21 protein-coding genes and 2 pseudogenes are annotated in these 21,571 nt (G+C 55.1%); 4 read left to right on the top strand and 19 right to left on the bottom strand.

Features of this window, described 5'->3' with window-relative positions:
• Nucleotides 1-460 precede the first annotated feature (460 nt).
• A pseudogene (locus AC2FJF_RS07005) lies at nucleotides 461-573 on the top strand (IS5/IS1182 family transposase); the annotation flags it as partial.
• 27 nt (nucleotides 574-600) lie between these two features.
• Here AC2FJF_RS07005 and AC2FJF_RS07000 read toward each other — a convergent pair.
• The 11 genes from AC2FJF_RS07000 to AC2FJF_RS06950 form a co-directional block, all read right to left on the bottom strand.
• Nucleotides 601-1,086 (bottom strand): prepilin peptidase, encoded by a 486-nt coding sequence (locus tag AC2FJF_RS07000; protein WP_496724163.1) that lies wholly within the window; start codon nucleotides 1,084-1,086, stop codon nucleotides 601-603.
• Complete coding sequence (locus AC2FJF_RS06995) at nucleotides 1,076-1,888, bottom strand: helix-turn-helix transcriptional regulator (RefSeq protein WP_496724161.1); 813 nt, start codon at nucleotides 1,886-1,888, stop codon at nucleotides 1,076-1,078. Before AC2FJF_RS06995 ends, AC2FJF_RS07000 begins: the two co-directional genes overlap by 11 nt.
• Before the next feature lie 267 nt (nucleotides 1,889-2,155).
• A complete protein-coding gene (locus tag AC2FJF_RS06990; RefSeq protein ID WP_496724159.1) occupies nucleotides 2,156-3,157 on the bottom strand; it encodes a type II secretion system F family protein in 1,002 nt (333 codons plus the stop codon).
• Between the two features lie 10 nt (nucleotides 3,158-3,167).
• On the bottom strand, nucleotides 3,168-4,139 hold the full coding sequence (locus AC2FJF_RS06985; RefSeq protein WP_496724157.1) for a type II secretion system F family protein: 972 nt from the start codon (nucleotides 4,137-4,139) through the stop codon (nucleotides 3,168-3,170).
• A 3-nt stretch (nucleotides 4,140-4,142) separates the two neighbouring features.
• Nucleotides 4,143-5,531, bottom strand: a complete 1,389-nt coding sequence (locus AC2FJF_RS06980) for a TadA family conjugal transfer-associated ATPase (RefSeq protein WP_496724155.1) — start codon at nucleotides 5,529-5,531, stop codon at nucleotides 4,143-4,145.
• A gap of 14 nt (nucleotides 5,532-5,545) precedes the next feature.
• A complete protein-coding gene (locus AC2FJF_RS06975; protein WP_496724153.1) occupies nucleotides 5,546-6,754 on the bottom strand; it encodes a CpaE/TadZ family protein in 1,209 nt (402 codons plus the stop codon).
• Between the two features lie 24 nt (nucleotides 6,755-6,778).
• Nucleotides 6,779-7,474, bottom strand: a complete 696-nt coding sequence (locus tag AC2FJF_RS06970) for a TadE/TadG family type IV pilus assembly protein (protein WP_496724152.1) — start codon at nucleotides 7,472-7,474, stop codon at nucleotides 6,779-6,781.
• Complete coding sequence (locus tag AC2FJF_RS06965; RefSeq protein WP_496724150.1) at nucleotides 7,471-7,977, bottom strand: TadE/TadG family type IV pilus assembly protein; 507 nt, start codon at nucleotides 7,975-7,977, stop codon at nucleotides 7,471-7,473. The genes AC2FJF_RS06970 and AC2FJF_RS06965 overlap by 4 nt, the downstream gene beginning before the upstream one ends.
• Before the next feature lie 5 nt (nucleotides 7,978-7,982).
• Nucleotides 7,983-9,566: a pilus assembly protein TadG-related protein gene (locus AC2FJF_RS06960; protein ID WP_496724148.1), complete on the bottom strand. Its 1,584-nt coding sequence runs from the start codon at nucleotides 9,564-9,566 to the stop codon at nucleotides 7,983-7,985.
• Nucleotides 9,567-9,574: 8 nt separating this feature from the next.
• Entirely contained in the window at nucleotides 9,575-10,390 is an 816-nt protein-coding gene (gene cpaB / locus AC2FJF_RS06955) for a Flp pilus assembly protein CpaB (protein ID WP_496724146.1), read from the bottom strand.
• Nucleotides 10,391-10,532: 142 nt separating this feature from the next.
• Complete coding sequence (locus AC2FJF_RS06950) at nucleotides 10,533-10,703, bottom strand: Flp family type IVb pilin (protein WP_170558866.1); 171 nt, start codon at nucleotides 10,701-10,703, stop codon at nucleotides 10,533-10,535.
• A gap of 345 nt (nucleotides 10,704-11,048) precedes the next feature.
• Here AC2FJF_RS06950 and AC2FJF_RS06945 point away from each other — a divergent pair.
• Nucleotides 11,049-11,970: pseudogene (locus tag AC2FJF_RS06945) on the top strand (IS5 family transposase); the annotation flags it as partial.
• Nucleotides 11,971-12,348: 378 nt separating this feature from the next.
• On the opposite strand, the gene AC2FJF_RS06940 reads toward AC2FJF_RS06945, so the two are convergent.
• The 8 genes from AC2FJF_RS06940 to AC2FJF_RS06905 all read right to left on the bottom strand — a co-directional run bounded on the left by AC2FJF_RS06940 (nucleotide 12,349) and on the right by AC2FJF_RS06905 (nucleotide 19,219).
• Complete coding sequence (locus AC2FJF_RS06940) at nucleotides 12,349-13,017, bottom strand: helix-turn-helix domain-containing protein (protein WP_496724144.1); 669 nt, start codon at nucleotides 13,015-13,017, stop codon at nucleotides 12,349-12,351.
• A complete protein-coding gene (locus tag AC2FJF_RS06935; RefSeq protein ID WP_496724142.1) occupies nucleotides 13,017-13,220 on the bottom strand; it encodes a helix-turn-helix transcriptional regulator in 204 nt (67 codons plus the stop codon). Before AC2FJF_RS06935 ends, AC2FJF_RS06940 begins: the two co-directional genes overlap by 1 nt.
• 84 nt (nucleotides 13,221-13,304) lie before the next feature.
• Nucleotides 13,305-14,033 carry a hypothetical protein gene (locus AC2FJF_RS06930; protein ID WP_496724140.1) on the bottom strand — a complete coding sequence of 243 codons (729 nt, stop codon included), beginning with the start codon at nucleotides 14,031-14,033 and terminating at the stop codon, nucleotides 13,305-13,307.
• Nucleotides 14,026-15,123 (bottom strand): tyrosine-type recombinase/integrase, encoded by a 1,098-nt coding sequence (locus AC2FJF_RS06925; RefSeq protein ID WP_496724138.1) that lies wholly within the window; start codon nucleotides 15,121-15,123, stop codon nucleotides 14,026-14,028. The genes AC2FJF_RS06930 and AC2FJF_RS06925 overlap by 8 nt, the downstream gene beginning before the upstream one ends.
• Nucleotides 15,124-15,426: 303 nt before the next feature.
• Complete coding sequence (gene nagA / locus AC2FJF_RS06920) at nucleotides 15,427-16,563, bottom strand: N-acetylglucosamine-6-phosphate deacetylase (RefSeq protein ID WP_496724136.1); 1,137 nt, start codon at nucleotides 16,561-16,563, stop codon at nucleotides 15,427-15,429.
• On the bottom strand, nucleotides 16,560-17,588 hold the full coding sequence (locus tag AC2FJF_RS06915) for an SIS domain-containing protein (protein WP_496724134.1): 1,029 nt from the start codon (nucleotides 17,586-17,588) through the stop codon (nucleotides 16,560-16,562). Before AC2FJF_RS06915 ends, nagA begins: the two co-directional genes overlap by 4 nt.
• Nucleotides 17,589-17,607: 19 nt before the next feature.
• Entirely contained in the window at nucleotides 17,608-18,357 is a 750-nt protein-coding gene (locus AC2FJF_RS06910; protein ID WP_496724132.1) for a GntR family transcriptional regulator, read from the bottom strand.
• On the bottom strand, nucleotides 18,344-19,219 hold the full coding sequence (locus AC2FJF_RS06905) for a glucosamine kinase nucleotide-binding domain-containing protein (RefSeq protein ID WP_496724130.1): 876 nt from the start codon (nucleotides 19,217-19,219) through the stop codon (nucleotides 18,344-18,346). The genes AC2FJF_RS06910 and AC2FJF_RS06905 overlap by 14 nt, the downstream gene beginning before the upstream one ends.
• A 169-nt stretch (nucleotides 19,220-19,388) precedes the next feature.
• Here AC2FJF_RS06905 and AC2FJF_RS06900 point away from each other — a divergent pair, with 169 nt between their 5' ends.
• Together AC2FJF_RS06900 and AC2FJF_RS06895 are read left to right on the top strand one after the other, a co-directional pair.
• On the top strand, nucleotides 19,389-20,276 hold the full coding sequence (locus AC2FJF_RS06900) for an N-acetylmuramic acid 6-phosphate etherase (protein ID WP_496724128.1): 888 nt from the start codon (nucleotides 19,389-19,391) through the stop codon (nucleotides 20,274-20,276).
• 25 nt (nucleotides 20,277-20,301) lie between these two features.
• Nucleotides 20,302-21,555, top strand: a complete 1,254-nt coding sequence (locus tag AC2FJF_RS06895; RefSeq protein ID WP_496724127.1) for an ABC transporter substrate-binding protein — start codon at nucleotides 20,302-20,304, stop codon at nucleotides 21,553-21,555.
• Nucleotides 21,556-21,571 lie beyond the last annotated feature (16 nt).

Raw genomic sequence — 21,571 nt, 5'->3', positions numbered from 1 at the left:
CGCGGGATCGTCGAGATCGTCATACTGAACCTGATTGGCCGCTTTTTGAGTTTCCCATGAATGACTTTGCGACTGCAAAGAACGGCAGTGCCCGTCCCGCGTGTTACTGTGGCATGTCTGGTTTGGGCTGCCTGCGGTATTTGATTCCGAACAGGCGAAAGGCGGAAATGTTCGCACAGCAGACACTTGTCGCGATTTAGCGAACGACGGCTTAGAGCCCAAACTGGACACTGGTTCGCTACGCAGCATTGATCAATTTGGACGGCAACCGGACATTCTCTGCAGGCGCAAATTGGAGAGCCTTCCTATCGCTAAGCGATCATTCGGCTCCAACACGGTGCTGTTTGTCGGATCAACACAACATCTTTCTGGCCTAAGCGCTGTCGCCAACAACCTGAAAACCGCTAAAATGAATTTTCCTCACAATTCATAAAGCGATGTGGTGCTCACCACACCACCCCAGATCATGTTTGGCCGGTTCAAAGATTGGAGACGCGTTGCCATCTGCTACGACAGTAACCTAATGGCCTTCCGATCTGCCCTAGCACTCCAGCAACCGTTATTTATTGGCTATTCGGCCTAAAACTATCTTGGATAGTACTACCCCAAACCCATCGCAACCAAGGGCAATAATACACCCGACATGGCTATCGATACACCCATCGGATAGCTGGCTTTTGGTCGCAATGCGAGCCAGCGGCATTCCGGAAATCCAATTATCGAGCGGCTTGTGATCACAAACAGCATGCCCACGGCCATGGACAGGGTGAAAGTGTAAAAGAACAGCAAAAGAAAGTAGCTGGGCACAAACAATGTCAGCGCGGCGATTGCCTTTACGTCCCCTCCACCCCACAGGCGTAGCGTGAAACCAAGAAAACCAACGACAAAAACGCCAACGCCGAAGACCGCGCGGTACACCGTCTCGTGCAACGATAGAAACACGGGCGCGGAGAGGACAAAAGCGGCGAGCATCATCAGCACCAGCTTATTGGATATCCTGAGGTTCTTCAGGTCATTCCATGCCATTGCGGCCAAAAGCGGAGTAATGACGATCAAAGGGGCGAGCTGCGCGACTTCAGGCGACATTTTCGCTACCTGCAGTCGGCGATTGGCGCTTGACCACCGGGGTCAGCAAATCATGAATCAATTCGGGTTGAGATGACGTTTCTGTTTTCACGTAGATATTGCGAAGATGTGTACGCAGTGTCGAAATTGAAATCGACAACTCGGACAACAAGGCATTGTTGTTTAATCCCCGCGCCAATAACAGGCAAACCCGATATTCCGAGCGACTCAGCCGACAAGGGTTGTCCAAAGACAAAATGCTTTTTGGTTCTTTCTTGATAAGTTTTCGGCGCGTGTTTTTCAGCTTCGCTTCGGAAAACCGACCAAGAGATCTTTTCTTCCAGCAATCCGACAGAACATGGCCCAGAACGCTCAGAATATCTACCACGGCCGAAGAGATGGGGTGGCTGAAATGCAATTCCAGAAAGTCGGCGACACCATTTTGCCTTTCCAGCAAAATGGAAACGGACTCGTAAAATCTGCGGAACGCATAGAACTCTGACAGATGTTCATATTCGGAAAGGTCATCGAGGTCGCCGAACCAAGCCGACCCCAGTTTGGCCAGGCTCATGTTGTTGCCGCAGATGGCAGGCGCGATGCAGAAGTCGAAACCGCTGAAACTGTCCAGCGTCTTGTGATTGGCGTCGTAGCTCACCACTTTTGCCGAATTCTGATTGCCTTGCAGGTCGACCCGGCTGATTGCAACCACTTCCGCGTCAATTGCGCGAGCCGTTTCACGCAGTGCGTTTAGCAGTGGAACTTTCCCCTGAGAGGCCTGGCAAAGGACCGCCACGACCTTAAGAAGTTCTGAAGTCGGTGCCATTGCATCTGGCGCGAAACGATGCGCCGAAAACATACCATTCATACCGTTTAATACTGACCGAAACCCGATCAACCCTTTCGACAAACGCCCCCACCCGTCGATTGTGTCTCGATTTTTTTTGCGTGGCCGGACTCCACTTAACTGCATATAAGCTTAGTCATATTTCCCTAAAGCGGGCAAAAAGGTTCGCAACAAGTATTCTGTTTGTTCTCCTTTTGGAAACGCGGCCTGTTTGAACACGTTATTGATGTGGAACCGGGCACAAATTCACGCCCCAAAGCCCCGGAAGTATCGAATCATCGAAGGTGCGGCGGTGATGATGATCAGCGTCGGCAGCATCAGCGCAGCCAGAACGGCGGACATCTTTACCGGTAACTGATTTGCCAGCTCTTGCGCCCTAGTTTCGCGGGAATCCCGCATTTCAGATGCATAGGTGGTTAGGGCTTCAGACATACTGGTTCCGTAGCGCATGGATTGCTGGACAACTGTGGCAAATGACTGGATTTCATCAACCCCTGTACGCCGCGCCATGTCAGACAGCGCGGTTGCGCGGGGACGCCCAGCCTGAATCTCGTGTTGTGTGTTCAGAAACTCAAAGGCCAGATCAGGGGAGGCCAGCGCCAGTTCGTTTCCGACCCGGGTCATAGCTGCATCAAAGCCTAAACCGGCGTGAAGCGAAATCTGCAACAGGTCGAGGGCATTTGGAAACGCGTCGCGGATACGTTGCTGACGCTCCTTACGGCGACGCTTCAGCCAGGCTGCGGGTAGAAAATATCCAACGGCCGTCAGCAAACCGATAAGCTGTATGGCGTTGGCTTTGCTGATGGATTCAAAAATGTCCGTAATCGCGCTGGGAACTGGAATGCCAGGAGTTCTTGAGGCAACAATGAGCAGACCCACAATCATCGGCACGAAAATCCCAAACCAAACCCGCGTCAGCGTATAGATCCGCAGGGCATTCCGGCCGGTCAACCCGGCCTGAATAAGCTGATCCTCAATCTTGCGCCGCTCAGACTCTTTGCTGGGTAGCGCTGCTCTAAAAAGGCCTTTTGGTGTAGCAATGGTTTCCCGCAACAGTCCACGGTCGTTGCGGGCCCCATATCTTTGGGCGCGCAGTTTGGCGATGCGGACGGCCGCAGGATGGCGGCGGCTTAACGCCGAGGTTACAGCAACGAACACCAGCAAAACGCCGAGGCCAAAGATGGTCAGCAGAATTGTTTCGGCTGGCAGACCGAAACGAAGCGACATGATTTCCAGCATATGTTCCATGAAACTGCCCTCAGATACGGAAATTGACGAGTTTGTGCAGGATGATGACGTTCGAGACCATCAGAACGACAACCAGCACTGCAAGTTTGATGAATGCGGGATCGTCACTGATATCGGTGTAATATCCCGGTGCGTTGATCGACATTACCCCCATGATCACCAGCGGAATGATCGACAAAAGAAACCCGGACAGGCGCCCTTCTGCGGAAATGGCCTTGATCCGCGCACGCAATGCAATGCGCCGTCTGACCACGGTAGCCAGAACGGACACGATCCGCTCCAGATCGCCACCAGTGCCGTGTTGGATTGCCATGCTTGCCGCCAGGTACTGTGCATCTTCCGAACCGACCCGGTCAGCAAAGTCCTGAACCGCGTCGGGCAATTCGTCGCCAAAACTGATCTGGTCGAAAATGATGCCGAACTCGGACCCGATAGGGTCTTGCATCTCGTCCGCAACGGCTTTGATCGAGGTGTTGACCGGGTGGCCAATTTTCAGGCCACGCGCCATCAACTCTAGCGCATCGGGCAACTGGCTGGTCAAAGCTTTTTGGCGTTCAGCCTGCCGCGATTTCACCACCAAAGCCGGCATGACCACACCCAGGACGAGTGCGATCGGGGCCGTCTGCCAAGGCGGCAGAAACATCATACCGGCGGTTGCGATCGCCAAGGTACCAAACAGGCAAAGCAGCACAAAATTCTTCGCTGAAACATGCAGCCCCGCCTGAACTAGCGTATCCGGCAAGTTCCCAAAAAAAGGGATCTTCGCAAAAAACCCTGTCTGGGTCTCGGGAAGCAGCAAGGCGAGCCGATCTTCATCGGTAACGCCTTGCCGGACCATGCGCATTCGGCGGTTGCGGGCCTCGGAGTGGTTTTCACCGCGACGGGCAAAGTGGAACAAACCGGTAATCAGCATGAAAATTCCGACGAAGACGCAAGCGAGCGTCAGATAGTTAAGAAGTTCGGCTGTGTTAATACTGGTCATGCCTCAGCCTCCTGATACTCTGAAGGTCTCGGGTTCGAGATCGACGCCAGCGGCTGTGAGCATGTCATAGCATTTCGGGCGAATCCCAGTGGGAACAAACTTACCAAGCACCTCGCCGCTTTCCGCGCGGCCTTTCTTCTGGAACACGAAGATGTCTTGCATGGTGATGATCTCACCTTCCATCCCGGTTATTTCCGAAATGCTGGTGACGCGGCGCGACCCATCCGCCAACCGCGACAGATGCACAATAAAGTGTAGCCCCGACGCGATCTGGGATCGAATGGCTGCGGCGGGAAATTCGATACCCGTCATCGTGACCATCTGCTCCAGACGGCCCAATGAATCGCGCGCCGAATTTGCATGTACAGTCGTCATCGAGCCATCATGACCCGTATTCATGGCTTGAAGCATGTCGAAGGTCTCCGCTCCGCGAACCTCACCGACAATGATCCTGTCGGGGCGCATACGCAGCGCGTTTCGCACCAGATCACGCTGAATTACCTGGCCGTCGCCGGACGGGGATGGCGGGCGTGTTTCCAGTCGCACAACATGCTCCTGCTGGAGTTGCAGTTCGGCTGCGTCTTCAATGGTGACGACACGCTCGCCATGGTCGATATACGAAGACAGGGCGTTCAACATCGTTGTCTTACCCGACCCCGTCCCGCCTGCAATCAGGACATTCAGGCGCGCAAATACCAGCGATTGCAAGAACCGAGCGGCGGCATCGTTCAGAGCGCCATTTGCAACCAGCTTTTTCATTGTCAGTTTCGACTGGGCGAATTTTCGAATTGAAACACTGGGGCCGTCAATCGAACACGGGCGGATGATTGCGTTTACACGGCTGCCATCTTCCAGCCGGGCATCCACCCAAGGCTGGCGCTCATCCACGCGTCGGCCGATCTTGCTGACGATCTTGTCGATAACACGCAACAGGTGCTTTTCATCCCGGAACCGCACCGGCACGCGTTCCAGCAGGCCAGAGCGTTCGACATAGACCGTCTGATAACCGTTAACCAGAATGTCATTGATAGTTGGATCAGCCAGCAATGGCTCCAACGGGCCAAAACCCAGAATTTCGTCCAGAAGTTCTTCGACGATGCGGTTGAAGTCTTCGGTATTCAGTGGCTTGCCCGCTTGGGATAAAGCGCTGCCGACAACCCCGGCGACTTCGCGCCGCAGCACGTCTTTTTCAACCTTTTCGATCACTGCAAGGTTCAAGCGTTCCAGTAAAGCCTCGTGCAAAGTGCTTTTGAGCTCAAGCCAATCTGCCAGTTCTGTATCTTCGGCGGCAGTGTCTGGCTGAATGTCCTGGGCCTGCGGTTCGGCACGTTGATTCAGCTGGATAACTTCGGCCTCATTGGTTCGTCCGGCGCGCGTAAACTTTTCAAACATCCCTTAGACTCCAATTAGGCTGCGTTGTTTCTCAGGTCGGCTTTTCCGACCATCGTTTCATTTATGATTTTTCGACCCACCGAGCGGATCGCCTTGGACAGGGCACAACTGCCTGAGGCCTGCGACAGCAACTGACCCCGATCCAGCGCCTGCTTTGCGTGTCGCGCGTCGCTGGGAAGCCAGAACCGCAATTCGCGTTCCAGCACCTTTTGGGCTTCAACATGTTGGCTTGACCGGAATGTCGGTTTCGTTTCTTGGCTGATGACGATCTCAACCGGAGGTTCGAGCCGCTCTTTTGTGAAGAATTCGATCAAACGGCAGGACTGGCGCACCGAAGAAACCGAGCTGTCGCCCACCATGAGCATCCGGTCCGACGCGGTAACAACCGCACCCAGCCAATCGACCAGTACGCGTGGAAGATCAATGACGACAAAGTCGAATTCCAGACGCAGGTTCTCGATCAGCGCGCTGATCTGTTCGCGTGTCAGAACATCCAGAGGAATTAATTCTTCGGGAGCGCTCAGGACTTCCAAGCCGGATGCATGTTGCACCAGAGATTGTTGAAGGAACGTCCGGTCCGGCATGACCCCGTTCTGAGCCATTCTCAGAAGCCCCGAGGAAGGCTGCAAGTCCAAGGACGTTGCCACGGTGCCAAATTGCAAATCCAGATCGACGACAGCGACCTTGTTTTGTGTCTTTTTCCGAAAGATACCGGAATATCCCTGCAACTGGTCGGCCAGATTAATAGACAGCGTTGACGCACCGATGCCACCGCGGGCCGGACATACGCTGATGATCTGTCCCAATCGCTGCGGTTGCGGCGCATAAATGGTGGGCAACAAAGATTTGTCGACCGTCAGACGTTGGATCTGCTCAGCCAGTTCGTCCTGCCCGATGGGATAGGGCAAAATCTCATCGACACCCGAATTGTTCATCGCGCGCACCTCGGTCAATGAGATGTCACGGTCGCTAAGTGCCAGCAGGGTGCCGCGGGGACCGGCGTTACGACGAAGATCGCTGACAGTCTCCAGATCCAATTCACCTGAAAAGCTGAACACCAGCAGGTCATTTTCACTCATCAGATCACAGGCGCGGCCGTTTACCGAAGACAATGTTCCGGAGTGCGTCTCGAGCGAAAGATCGTCGAGCCGGTCGACGGCCTGGGCGACTGAATTCTTAATCGCCTCATTATCAGAGATAAGGGCTAATGATTTTTGAGTCATTTTGCAGCTCCCATGGTTAGAAATTCAACCGTTGACTCCGCTGGCGAGGTCTTCGCCAGGAAGGGTTGCGCTAAAGTCGGAAAATATCTTGAAGCCCGTTGTCGCGGTGGTCAGCGCATCGGTTTGCGGCGTGGAACCGCCCAAAACCAGCGCTGCGATCGAACCCAACGGAGAGACAAACCGGAACGGAAGCTCTTCGATTGTCACTGTGACCATCGGTACATAGGGGCCACCCAGGAAATTCATTTCCGGGTCGAAGTTGTAAGTGAACGTGATGTTGCTTTCGTCAAAAGTTGCGGTGGGATCGTTGGGAACGGCAAACTGAAGCATGTTCCAGATGTCGGTCACGGTGGTCTGGGCAGCTGCATTCGCGGGGGCCGCACCGGTGCATATGGTGGTGGCCGGTTCGACACAGACGCCAGCAGCGAAACTGCAATTGGTTCCGAACCGCGGGCCGGTGATATCGGTATAGGTGCCTCGGCTGTTGGTTGTCGGAACACCGCCACATGCGGGTGGCATCACTGCAGCCATCCGAGCGGCGACCTGTGCTGTTTTTTCAGCAGCCACATAGTGGAAGGCCAATCTGCCGAAATCTATCAAGCCCAGGAAAATCAAAAGGAACAACGGCAGGACAAAGGCAAGCTCAGTGACCGTCGACCCATCTTCCTGACGGCCAAGTCGCGACATTTCGCGGGTTATCTTTTGAATGCGGCGGATCATGGTCCAAACACCCGGCTGCGATCTGTGATCGTGGTTTGGATCTGCGCCGTTGCCGAGCCTCCAACCAATTGGAACACGGGCGTAAATGGCAGATTTGAAATTGTCAGTGACGCGGTCAGTACGGCAACCGGTGTGGGCGAAACGCGGTATTCACCTGCGTTGCCAACGCATTCGAGGGACAGAGAGTCTAGACCAACAGCAATGTCAGTGGTCGAAAGCGACGTCAGTGTATTTGATACAGCGGTTTGAAAATCGCCGATAGCAGCGCTTGGCGAGGCAGTGCACAGGTCCGACGGGGCGATCCGGCCAACATAACGGGCAGTGTCCCGAACCCCCGTGATCGCATTTTGATAGGACCAGAAAATCCGCCCCCCTTCGACGATCAGGGCAAATGTCACCAACAGGATCGGTAAAAGGATCGCGAATTCGACCAACGCCGCGCCGAACTGGTCATTGCGGAACCGGTTGAGGGTCTTTCTGATATGACGGGATGCACCAAACATGATCATTACTCGTACAGCTGAACCAGATCGTGAACGATGCCGCCGACTCCGGCGCCGCCAATGCCGTCCGAAACGGTCTGAATGACTTCACCATAGATGACCGCGTTGGCACCGGTGCTGCCGGATTCAGAGGGGCGGATCAGAAACATCTCGATAAAACTGGTGACCGGAATGGTGCCCGATCCGCCGTTAAGCTCGTCCGCAAAAGTTGCGCAATCGATACCGGCGACGGTGATGACACGGCGCGTAGGATCTGCACGACCGGCTGACGCGGGTTGGCACGAAGGCATGCTGCTTTCAGCTTTACCACCAGCGGTCAGGATAGCTTCCAGAGCGGCCTGGTTGGTGACTTCAGCATTGTAGATGTCGTAGCGGGTGCCACCAGTCGGGAACCATGGCGGAATACCGGTTGGGAGAGGGCCGCTGAAATCTGCGCCATAGTTGATGGTCAGATATTCGGTAAGGCCAGCAGTGAATACGCCATTGCCAATACGAGGCGTCGGGCAAGTGCCACTGGCAAAACAATCGTCAAGCGGCAAACCAACGGTCGCGGCCGGATCAAGGGCACCGTTTGAATCATAGCTAGGCGCCGGTTGGCTGGTACAGTTGTTTCCATTGCCCGAAGTGATCCAACCGTCCAAGACATGCGGAGAAGAGGCAAAATTGTCGACGTCGTAGCGCGAACCGTTACTGAACTGTTTGGCGCTGGATTCAAACCGGTCGAAGCGTGTGTTAAAGCCCGCGATCATGTTACCCACGCTCAGACCCGGTCTGGTTTCAACGCCTCTTTGGCTGAAGCACATGGAAACAGCGCGCGACGCGGCCAGAGCACAAGAATCTTCCTGACCGTTTGGTGCAGGTTCGCAGGCACCAGACGCGTCGATGGCCAGATTCTGATTAGAAGACAGAAAACCAAAGTTTCCGGGACCCCAATGGCCATTGCCGCCCTGACTTACCATCCTAATCAATTGGCCCTCGGTCAGATCGAGGCTAGGTTGCGGCAGGCAGATGAACATGGGGGTGATGTCGCAGGCCATCAGGGTGAACCCTGCCACAGCCTCGGCATTGACGCTGGAGAAGGGCTGCGCATTGCCCAACAAAGCCGCCGCTGCCGCTGCGAGCGGAGTACCAACCTCGTGCGTATCGACAGTCACCCGAACGAATGCAGCATTCGGTCCGCTGACCGGATCGGTCGAATCCAGCAGTTGCGCGGGTTGAGCTGGATCAGTCGCAGTGGTCGGCGGGTTTTCATAAAACCGCAACTGGTAATCCGTTGCACCGGACAACAGCTGATCCTTGTTCCGAACGCCAAAGCTTTGACGGTCGCGGATCATGTTTGCAGCCGCATTTGTGGCGCGGGTGATTGAATCCGGGCGACCATCAAGCTCCCCCGCAGCCGCAAGGGCAACATTGTCCGCAAAGCTCTGCAATTCCGACTGTGTGGTGGTCACCCGACCAATGTCGAATGCAAGGGCGGCCATACCGACCATGACCGACAGGGCCACCGCAACAAAGACCAGGATCGCGCCGTCTTCGGAGCTGCGGAATGGACGTATGAATTGAGCGAGGGACACGGTCGAAACCTTCATTGGTCGATTCAGTTGATGATGGATTCTGTCACTTCGGTGCCGCGGCGGACCCGAATAATCGTTTTGCGAACCGGTTCTTTGATGTCCCGCGCGACGGCTGGTTCATCAATCAGAAGATCGTTCAGTCGAGTCATGGCCAGCGTCTTGTCCTCGGTGTCATCAATGGACCGCAAGGTCAGGCTCAGCCGACCGGCACGTTGCGCCAGAGCAAGGCGCTGAACTTGATCCGGGGTAACGGCGACGGTGACCGTGCGAGCAACAACGGGTTGGTCGGTCTGTTCATCAGATTCCTGATCAACACCGATGACCCTGATATTTTGCAAAATGGTGACGGCGTGCATGTCTCTTTTTTCGCCAGTGGTCATTACCACATCGACCCGATCACCCGGGGTAACAAAACCCCCAACGGCGGTTTCAGCGTCAACCTCAATGGCCATGGCGCGATGATCTGCGCCCAGCGTCTGAACGATGGTGACCTTTTCACCAAAGTCGGAAACCTTGCTGTTCAGGATCAGTTCACCCTGAGTAATTGCGCGACGAGCGCGACGGGACGGCATGCTAGCCGCCGCAATCAGGTCGTCATAATCTGTAAAGACTCCCACGGGTACAGCACCGCGGGGCCAGTCAATGGTCGTCAGCGCGCCTGGCTCGATTTCTTCGCCAAACGAAATATCGCGCGACGCAACGACCACGCTCACCATCTCGCTCTCGGCCTCGACATTTGCGGACTGAGTATCGAATTGAATGTAATCCCGAGCGACGTAAACCGACCCTCCGGCTACGACCAGGCCCGTCAATGCTGTGAAAATGGCAGAGAGTCTCATCTGGTGCTCCTTCAGCTTTTTTTGGCGTTTATCGAATGAACCGATCTGAGCGGTTGCACTTTGCCAGCGGATCAAGAAAATATTCCGGGACGATAAGCACGCGGGGCTGAGCGCACCGCGTGCTTTGTCTTCCGTCAGGTCATTACATCAGGGTTTCAGCGTCTGTGAACTGACCGTTAACGTCGTTGCCCAACGCTGTCAGGGTAGCAACTGCAATCGCCGTGACGATTGTCAGGGCAACGCCATATTCCACAATGGTCGCGCCGTTTTCGTCACGTGCCATGGTCTTCATCATTACATAAAGCTTCAACATCTTACTCTCCTAGTTAACTCACTAGCTACTCATGGATGCCGCCCAAATTCGCGGCGTTCTAACCCCCTCCATACCGACGGAGCCTTCCACAAGCTTAGGTCCCGCCATCAGGGCACCGCATCCTCCAAACCACGGAGAAATACACGCCAGGATTGTAAAATTTGGCAGCTTGGTCGATTCTTTGTCGCAAATTTGACTGATTCCTTACCGGAATCCGAATGGCCAGGTTCCTGATTCTTTCCCAACTGACAGGCCGCCAATTCCGGTGCCAAGCTGCTTTGCTGCACAAATGGACTGAAGGATTCACTTCATGAATCCAGAACGATAGCTGAGAGGTACGACCAGTTGGGCCCGGACGAAGCACAAGACCGGGAAAAGCCTTCGTACAATACCGCATTGAAAGAACGAGGATCGCTCTCGATCTGGTTTGATCCTGAGATGTATTGGACATCGCCAACTTCAGGCAAGCGCGGCCGTCACCAGAGTTTCAGCGACTCCGCAATCCAAGCGTGTCTGACCCTGAAGGTTTTGTCGAGATGACGATGAGGCAAACCACGGGCTTCGTGGGCGGTCTCCTGCGGCTGGGTGGCTTGGACAGTGCCGTGCCTGATTTCAGTACCCTGTGCCGCTGTAAAAAAGAACGCTGAACGTGAGCCTTCCGTATCGTGGTGGGAAGCGGCCCGCTGCATCTGCCGATCGACATTACCGGCATCAAATCCGAGGACGAAGGAGAATAGAATGCCCGCAAACATGGTAGCCCCAAGCGGTCCATTTGGCGTAGAATACGCATAGGCATCGACGAGGAAACGCTGGAAGTGTGCGTCGTTGAAGTTACCACAGGCAACGTCGGAGACCCGCCAATGCTGCCGAGTTGCTTGATCATATCCCTCCAGGTCACAACATTGGGGCAGTGACCGCAGACGAGGCATGCGACACGCGCAAATGCCACGACGCGCTTGCCGCCCGCAATGGCCACGCCATCATCCCGCCACGCAAGAACGCCAAGGCATGGAATCCCGCAATTGCCGGTGCCATTGCCCGAAATGAGACGATCAATGCATCTCGATACCTTGGCCGCGCTATCTGGCAACGGTGGAGCGAGTATCACCGCCTAAGCCGCGTTGAGAGAGAGGTGCACTGTAAGAAACTGATGGGCCAATCGCTGATGGCGCGAGACATTGATCGGCAGGTAGCGGAAATCCAATTCCGCGTCGCCGTCCTCAACCGTTACACCGCCCTTTGCATACCTGCCACAGAGCTCGTGGGAAAAGTCCGCAGGGTAAAGGGGGTCTGTCGACCTCAACCGATTTGTGCTACAAAGCCGTCTGCAATTGGTGTGCCCTTCCGACGGCTATTAAGTTGTGATACAAGCTTGTTTTTTCCATTGAAAGCTAGCGGAAGCATGCATTCGCGTACGTGGAGTAAGCGGTCGGAAAGTCCGCGGCGCGAACGTTCAGCGATAGTTTAATGTCTGTTCTGCTCCCCTTTTCGGAGCTCTATGAACGGTGCAGAAAAAGTCTGTTTACAGCCCTAAGTGCACAATTCGCCGTACCCCCCCTTAAAAGTTTCACGCGAACAAATCTGACTACCCCCACCGGTCCCTAGCTTTTAGCCCTAAGACTTTTGATGCCCCCCAAGGAGACCTTCATCGAGTTGGCGACGGTGCATTACCAATGCTCTGTCCTTTGCTGAGAACGACTTCGCCAAAGCACCGAACATACCGATCTGCTTCTTCAGATTTTGGAAAACGTGCCGGCAAAGCAATAGAACCATCCTTTCTCAGCAATTGCGCCAACGCCTCAAAATTGAAGGCGGTCTTGGCAGCTACGAACGCTTCCCATTCACGAAGAGCAGATGCGTCACTTTCGTCGAACCAATGATATGCACCACGACCTGTCGCACTGAGCTTGATTTCTATGTTCTTTCCTATGTTCTTATTGTGCGCGACAATGTTGTCGCCTTTCCAGTACAGGTCTGTCGCCCTTTGGCGTATATCAATGTCAGGTTCAGTGTCGCGTTCGGCATCACGTGGCACGCTGATCTGAAATGTGCGACGAACACCGCGCCGACGAACACGCGTGATCCAACCGCACCCTTCGAGTTCCCGAAGATAACGCTGAATGCTGCGCTCATGAACGCCAAACGCGCTGGCGAGCGTTGTATTTCTGGCCCAGAAGCAACCATTCGCTTTTGACACAAACTGATCGCAGACGAACATTGCAAAGTGCTTGGTTCGTGGTGCCAGATAAGCTGAACTTTGAATTCGCCTCTTCCAATGGTAACGAAGTTTCGTAAATGGAGCCGTTCGAGCCATTAGCCCTCTCCCTCGACACCTTCGCTTCGCGAAGTCATCCACGCGTCGAGATCAGAGCGCTTGTAGCGGATGGATCGTAAACCGATCCGAATAAACCTCGGTCCCGCAACGCTACCGATACCCATGCGCAGTTTTGCGAGATAGCTTTGGCTTATTCCGGTGTATCGAGCAGCTTCTTGTGTTGTCAGATAGTGCGCCTGCATCGCCTTGCTCCTTTGAGTATGTCTAGGAACAAAAAAGGCGTAGGTGGCGCTTTCGTCATGGGTCGTCAGAAAGAAAGAACCCTTCTAACGACCCACATGTTTTTTCCAGCCTCTAAATGCCGACGTTGGAAGCTCTTCAATACCAAACACCTCGAACATATCGCACAGGAATCGATAGAACGGACCCGCTTCATTCATCGCTTTAGGAACTCGGATTGTGTCTGGGTGACGCTCACAAAGCCCGACACAAGCCGAGACTAAGCGCCAAGCTTCAATTGCCTTCTTCCCGGCCGGCTCGCCCTGAGCAGCAGCAGTTTCAGCATCTTTAATCAATTCAATATAGTAGCGAAGTCTTTTGAAGAACTCTACTTTGGCCATCATTGCCTTCCAATGTGGTGTTTCTTCAATTGCATCGTTAAACCAGACGTTACGAATATCAGCCACTTTGTTTTGATTTCGCAAACCACTCCTGTTTAATGCGCCGATGCGAAACGCATCACTGACGGGCGCAGGAAGCCGATCTAAGATTTCTCCTGCTTCGTTTAAGCGTGTTTTGAGCCTAGCGAGGTCTTCCAGCACCTCTTTAGATGACCAGAACTCGTCTAGTTCATGAGCTTGGTCGAAATTTAGGTAATGGGCCATCCAGCCATAGCTTTCGTCATCAAAGCGTTCGTACTTGTCAAAGTGCTTTCTCAGGAGGCGAATTAACTCCATATTGAATTCGCTGGGCCCACTATCAAACTCCTCTGGATCTGGCATATCCAATTCAGGTAAGTCGGAATCGACAGGCCAAATCCAATCCCGCTTAGACATTACAATCCACCGCGTTCCACCTTGTTCTGCGGGCCAATTCCCGACACACAGTATCCATCGCTGGTGTGAGGGCTTTCAGCGACGGCTTCACGTAGCGCTGACCGGTGATTGATAGCGGCGTGTGATTGAGAAGGCGTCCTACAATCTCTTCCAATATTCCAGCCTCCATGGCGACCGTCGCGAATGTCCGACGATGGGATTGAATGGACCATTGCATACGCTGGGGCCCCTTCAAATGGCCACTCGGTGACTTCGGAGAGGGGAAGACCCATTGGCGATGAAGGCCCCGTAAAGGAGCAAGTATCTCGTGATGCACGTGCGATATGGGGAGATCAAAACTGCGCCCGTTCTTGGTCATCGGCAAATGTATGTGATCTTCCTGCACGTTCTTCCATTCGAGCGTCAGTGCCTCGGTTTTGCGAAAGCCTGTGAACAAGAGTAATTCGTAGAATACCCTGTGGATCGGGTTGTAGAGCTCATCAACGGCCTCGCGCCATGCGTTCAAATCTTCAATTGTCGAGCCATTTGGTTGTTCCGCATACCACTCTATGGCCATCGTTGGACTTTCCGGCAGATCATGTACCCGCCGCGCATGGTTCCAGACTGTCCGAAAGTACTTCAAAGTGTGATTTGCGGAGGACGGTGTCGCGGCCATTGACCCATGGCGCTGAACCACCATGGATTTTGTGATCTCATCCAGCGGCAGGCGTAGCCAATCTTTCAAATGAAGCTCGAACTGCTGTCGCAACCCGGACCGGTGGGCCTCAGACCGAAGCTTTGGACGTGCCAGATAAGTCTCCATAGCTGTCTCAAGAGTGGGAGCTCCAATCTGCAGCTGCCTGCCTGCTCCCCTGCCCCAGTCCAACGCAAAACCCAATGCAGTTTGTCGTGCGACGTCCGCAGAGATCAGTGGGTACCGCCCGATCAAAACCCGCCGGGTTTGCCCTCCAACATCTTTCTGGAAGTACCAGGTTTTGGACTGCTTGCCGACGAACAGAACGAGCCCTTTGACCTCGTTATCCCAGTGCTTGGCAGTGCCCTTTTTTGTCTGTGGAACCTTGCGGGCGAAGGTCTCTGTGAGTTTTGGCATTTTGTCAGTTTTTTGTCGGAAATGAATTGAAACTCAGGGAAATTCAAGGAAGGAGCAGAAATCAAATAAATAAATAGTATGAATAGCTTGGCAACTGCCAGGAATGCCTGGGAAACATATAACATCTGCTTGGAAGGCTGAGGTAGTAGCCAGTATACGACGCCCGCTCAGCGCTGGTCGGTTTAAGCGATGCGTCAGATGTCGTCAAGCGCAGTTCGAAGCCAGATTTCAAATTCGTCGACAAAAATTGACGGGCGATAATCTGCATCCAGAAGACAGTCGTTTTGGCAGTTAAAGACAAACTCAAGATTGCGCGGGCAGCCATTCGCAACGGCTGAAATCGGCAGATATCCGGATCACCGAACCGTATTCAAAGACCGTTGGCGGAGCCAACCCGATCAGCGTAGCCGGATAGGAAGTGGCCGCCGCCAATGCGTCCTGCAACGGCACGCCGACTTGCTTGACCAGCACACCAACGGCGGTCGTCAGGTCCAGGTCCGCGCCGGCCAGCGTTCCGTCCGCCAGTGTCAACCTGCTGTCGGTTCGCGTGATTTTGCGGCCTTCAAGGGTGAATTCCGTTTGATCAGTACCCGCCACAGCCATCGCATCGCTGACCAGAAAGATTTGACCTGGCGCAGTTTTCGCAGCCCAGGCTGCGCGCATCGCGGCGGGGTGCACATGGACACCGTCGGCAATTAGCCCTGCAGACAGCGTTCCGCTGGCCAGCGCTGCGCCGACGAGGCCGGGTTCACGATTGCCCAACTGGCTCATCGCATTGAACAGATGGGTTACGCAACGCGCACCGGCGGCGGTATAGCTCTGGCAGGTCGCAAAATTTGCATCGCTGTGCCCGAGCGAGACAAGGATGCCAGCGTCGCTCATGGCGCGGACCTGCTGCTCGGAAACACCCTCCGGCGCGACAGTTACCTTGAGGCAAGGAAGTGCATTAGCCGCTTCTATCAGCGTGTCCAGATCCGATCGTTCCATCGGCCGTATCAAATTACCGTCGTGCGCCCCTTTCCGCGCGACCGACAAATGCGGTCCTTCCAAATGCAATCCGGTAACGCCCGGCACCTGTGCACGTACCGCGTCGATCGTCGCATCTATTGCTGCACGGGTTTTGGCGGGTTCGTCGGTGATCAGCGTAGGCAGTAGCGAAACCACACCCAATCGGCGATGGGCACCGGCAATTCTGCGGATCGTTTCGACCGACGGATCATCGTTGAACATAACACCATCACCGCCATTGACCTGCAGATCCACGTAACCGGGGCTGAGTATGTCGCCGTTCAGATCGACAACGTCCTTTTCCTGGGCGACCTCGGCGTCGGGCAAAACTTCCCCCGAACACCCCTCGCGAAAAACAAGCGCGTGGTCGTGTAACAACCGGCTGCCGTCAAAGATTGGCCCGTTTCGAAAGATCACCTTGCGCTCTGTCATACCGTCTCGGTCACTTTCTTAAGGTGCCGCGGTGCGTCCGGGTCGATTCCCCGCGCACTGGCGACGGCCTCTACCATGCTGTAAAAAGACGTAATCGCCGTTATCGGGTCCGTGATCCAATGATCCGTTCGAACCACAGATAGCGCCTGCGCGCGTGATACTTTGTTGGTCGTTGCAAAGACCGCAGCCCCTTTTTCCGCCAAGGCATCAGCTGCATCGGCAGTCGCCTGTTCGGCTGCATCATTGGCCGCGAAGCAAATTACAGGAAATCCTTCTTCGACAATCGAAACCGGACCATGCAGCACTTCGGCCGCTGAATAGCTTTCGGCGTGAATTTGGCAGGTCTCTTTGATCTTCAATGCAGCTTCGTCAGAGATCGCACAAGAAGGACCGCGGCCAAGTGTAAACAACGAGCGCCCGGTGATTGTTTCGGCTGCAGCCGACCAATCACAATGTGCCGCCCGCGCCAGATATTCGGGCAAGGATTGGATCGCCCCGATCAATTCAGCATCCTCTTTGACCTCGGCCAGCAGCCATAGACCGGACACCAACGAAGTCACAAATGTCTTGGTTGCTGCGACGCTCAGCTCTGGTCCCGCGTGCAGTGGTAGAACCGCATCCGCCACTTCGGCCAGGCGCGATTCCGAGTTGTTGGTCACCGCAATTGTCAGTGCGCCAGAGTTTCGCAAAGACCCTGTGAGGCCAACGATATCCGGGCTTTGGCCGGATTGTGAGATGGACAGGCAGACAGATCCTTTTGCGCTAAGGTCCACCCCGTAAATTGAACTGACGGACGGCCCTACTGAGGCAACCGGCAACCCCAAAAGCAGTTCGCTGGCGTATTTCAAATAGCTGCAGGCATGGTCGGATGATCCCCGCGCGACCGAGATCAAAAACCGCGGATCCGTATCCCTTACTCTTTGCGCAGCTGCTCGGATATTGTCTGCCCCCGTGCTGAGCAATCTGTCGACGGCATCAGGGATTTCCAGGATTTCCTGACGCATTTTCGAGTTCTTTTCGGACATTTGATCCCGGTCCTTCCGGCTATAGGCGCAATTCAGCGACAAAGTCATAAGCGTCGCCGCGATAGAGCGACCGCGTCATCTCTGCGACCCGCCCGTTTTTCAAAAATGAGATACGCTCGATGTTCAGCCCCGCCGCACCTTCGGGCACCTCCAGCAGGTCTGCCTCTCGCGCAGCAAGATTGAGAGCTGATATCTTTTGCACAGCGCGCACCGGGCGGCGCCCCAGACCTTCAAGAACTTCGTACAGAGACGTGGTGACTTCGATTGGGTTCGGCAGGATATCCAACGGCAGCGCAGCACGTTCCAGCGCCAACGGACGCCCGTCCGCCTCGCGCAAGCGGTAAATACGAGATATCTGCTCACCCTCTGACAGATTCAGCGCAGTGACCTCTTCCGGGGTTGGCGCAAATACTCCGCGCTCCAACCACTTTGAGGTCGTCTCCATTCCTCGGCTCGACATATCTTCGGTGAACGAGGTCAGGTGTTTCAGCGATTGTTCAACCCTTTGAACACGTTCCCGAATGAAGGACCCAGACCCTTGGCGCTGCTCGATCACACCTTCCTGCACCAGCTCCTGAATCGCCTTGCGCACGGTCACGCGGGATAGTTCTGTGATTTCAACCAGTTCCCGCTCCGATGGCAGCGATGAGTTCGGCGCAAGGACGCCCGTATCGATCCCCTCTTGCAACCTGCGCCGCAATTGCACGTAGCGGGGGCCATTTTCAGGGGTCAGCCAAAGATCAGAGCGCAGGAATTCAGCAATACTCATGCGAGACCTCCTTCGCCAAAGCCAACGCCCCGGTCAACGGCTCGCCCGATGGAGGGCGTATCTCTGACTGCAAGGCAGCAGGCAGATAGTCCGCATAATGCGGAGAGATGCCGCCGGTCAGGCAGATCGCGACTTCTGGCTGCCATCCGAGACGTGCCGCCAAATCGGCAATGTAAGTAGCACCGGCCTGCATAATTTTTTTGGCGACCTCGTCTCCGGACACTGCTGCAGTGGTAACCATCGGGGCCAACGCGCCGAACTCTGTCGGCGTCGCCCGTCCGGCAAACTCGACTATTCCGGCGGCACCGCGAAGTTCGTTCAGCAACTGCTGTGTCAGATCGCTAGAGGCCTGAACGCCATCCACGGAATTCAATGCTTCTGCCAATGCAAAACGACCAACCCATTGCGCGGACGCTTCATCCCCCAATATCGGCCCCCAGCCCCCTGCAAACCGCATCACCCGATCCTTCTGCGAAGCAACAAACGACCCCGTACCACAATGCGCGATCAGTCCATCCTGAGACCCAAGCGCACCGCGAAGCGCGGCGGGTCGGTCATCTGAAACGCGCGCCCGCGTTAGGCCCAGCGCGCTCTGCACGCGACTGGCAATATGGTCATCTGTGACGCCAGCCAATCCGACAAAGGCGGGCAACTGGGTCAGGTCCTGAACATCCACAGCAAGCGTTTGCGCAATCTGCGTAATCCCCGATTTCATCTGCTGGACGGACGCATCGAAATCTGTCGAGACATTGGCAGCCCCGGTCTCAACAGAATGGACAATACCAGCGACTTCACATGCAACCCTGCATCGGGTTCCGCCACCATCTATGGCCAGTACAGCGTTGCTCAGAGACTCAGTCATGACAATACCATTATAATACCTATTTGAATTTAGGAAGGCCAAAATAGGCCGATTTCTGCAGCTTTTCTCTGTTTTGATACAGAATACGTTGATTTTCACTGAAAAAATAAAATTATGGACAAGTGGTATTGAATAGGTATTGTATTGAGAACCGCAAAGGGGGATTCTTTTGACGCTGCCGCCGACCGAACAACTGCATCCAGACGCCAACAAGCTGGACCCACAAGACCCTGTCGCCTCTGCTCGGGCGCTGGTTGAGGGTCAGATTGAAGCCGCGACCTCAGCGCGTGGCGCATTGGACGCAATCGCGCGGGGCGGCAACGCCATGGCGCAGACTATCCGCGCCGGCGGCGTGCTGCACTATGTGGCCGCAGGCTCGTCCGGATTGATGGCCGCTGCCGACGCGCAAGAGCTGGGCGGCACCTTTTCAATCCCAGCGAACCAGCTCCGTATACATATGGCAGGCGGCCTGCCGACCGGTGTCGAAATGCCCGGAGGCGCAGAAGACGAAGCCGACGGATTAGCAGACGCGCTTTCGACATTGCAACCGACGGATACAATCATCGCAGTGTCCGCAAGCGGATCGACGCCATACACCCTGACCGCCAGCAATATCGCACAGTCATTTGGCGCAACCGTTATCGGAATTGCCAATAACGCAGACAGCCCTTTGCTGGAAAGCGCAGATATCCCAATTCTTTTGGCGACGCCGCCGGAATTGATCTCGGGTTCGACGCGTATGGGTGCCGGAACAGCTCAAAAAATCGCTCTGAACATGCTGTCGTCACTTATGGCACTGCAACTTGGCCATGTTCACGGCGGCATGATGGTCAACCTGCGCGCCGACAACGACAAGTTGCGCGCGCGGGCGACGGGGATCGTCGCGCGGATCGCCAATGTTGATACGGAAAAAGCAAAACTCGCGCTGGACGCCGCGAACGGAGACGTGAAGCCGGCGGTGCTAATCGCTGCACGTGGCATATCACCCAAGGATGCCTCTGCTGTTCTTAACGCAAGCAACGGGGTTCTGAAATCCGCACTGGAACAAGATAAATAACTGCTAACCAACTGGGAGAACACGAATGAAACGCAATAGCCTGAAACTGGCCTTACTGGGCACGACCCTGATGGCTTCAAGCGCCTATGCCGAGGACGTCACGCTGATCATCGAAAGCTGGCGCAATGACGACCTGACCTTGTGGCAGGAGCAGATCATCCCGGCCTTCGAAGCCAAACACCCTGGGATCAAACTGCAGTTCACCCCGTCAGCTCCGGCGGAATACAACGCTGTGCTGAACTCGAAACTGGATGCAGGTTCGGCCGGTGATCTTATCACGTGCCGTCCGTTTGATGCGTCGCTGGCACTTTATGAGGCCGGGCACCTGACCGATCTGTCCTCGGTCGACGCTATGAGCAACTTCTCGGACGTGGCAAAATCGGCATGGCAGACGGATGACGGCTCGGCCAGTTTCTGCGTTCCGATGGCGTCGGTGATCCACGGCTTCATCTACAACAAAGATGCGTTTGCCGAGCTTGGCATTGAAGTGCCGACCACCGAAGACCAGTTCTTTGCTGCCCTCGACAAGATCAAGGAAGACGGCACTTACATCCCAATGGCGATGGGCACTAACGATCAGTGGGAAGCCGCCACAATGGGCTACAACAACATCGGCCCGAACTATTGGAAAGGTGAAGAAGGTCGCCAGGCTCTGATCGCAGGCGAACAGAAACTGACGGACGAAGCCTGGACCGCCCCCTACGCAACGTTGGCACGTTGGGGACAGTATCTTGGTGACGGGTACGAGGCGCAGACCTATCCCGACAGCCAGAACATCTTCACTCTGGGCCGGGCCGCTATCTACCCTGCCGGATCGTGGGAAATCGCTGGCTTCAACACACAAGCCGACTTTGAAATGGGCGCATTCAAGCCGCCAGTCCAAAACGCAGGCGACACCTGCTATATCTCTGACCACACGGATATCGGCATCGGCATGAACGCCGCCACCGAACACCCCGAAGCGGCCGAAACATTCCTCGCGTGGGTCGCAAGCCCCGAGTTTGCCGAAATCTTTGGCAACGCCGTTCCGGGCTTCTTCCCGCTGTCCAACACACCAGTCGAACTGCAGGACCCGCTGGCCAAAGAGTTCGTCGGTTGGCGTGATGAGTGTGAATCGACCATCCGTTCGACATACCAGATCCTGTCGCGCGGCACGCCGAACCTGGAGAACGAGACCTGGGGCGCGTCGGTTGCTGCAATCAAAGGCGCAAACAGCCCTGAGGAATTGGGCGCAGACCTGCAAAAAGGCCTGTCCTCCTGGTACGCTCCGCACCAGTAAGCGCTGATCTGACACA

The organism is Ruegeria sp. CDSB013, from assembly GCF_059611165.1.
Note: the sequence above shows the minus strand (reverse complement) of the source record. Positions and strands in the feature narration are given on the sequence as shown.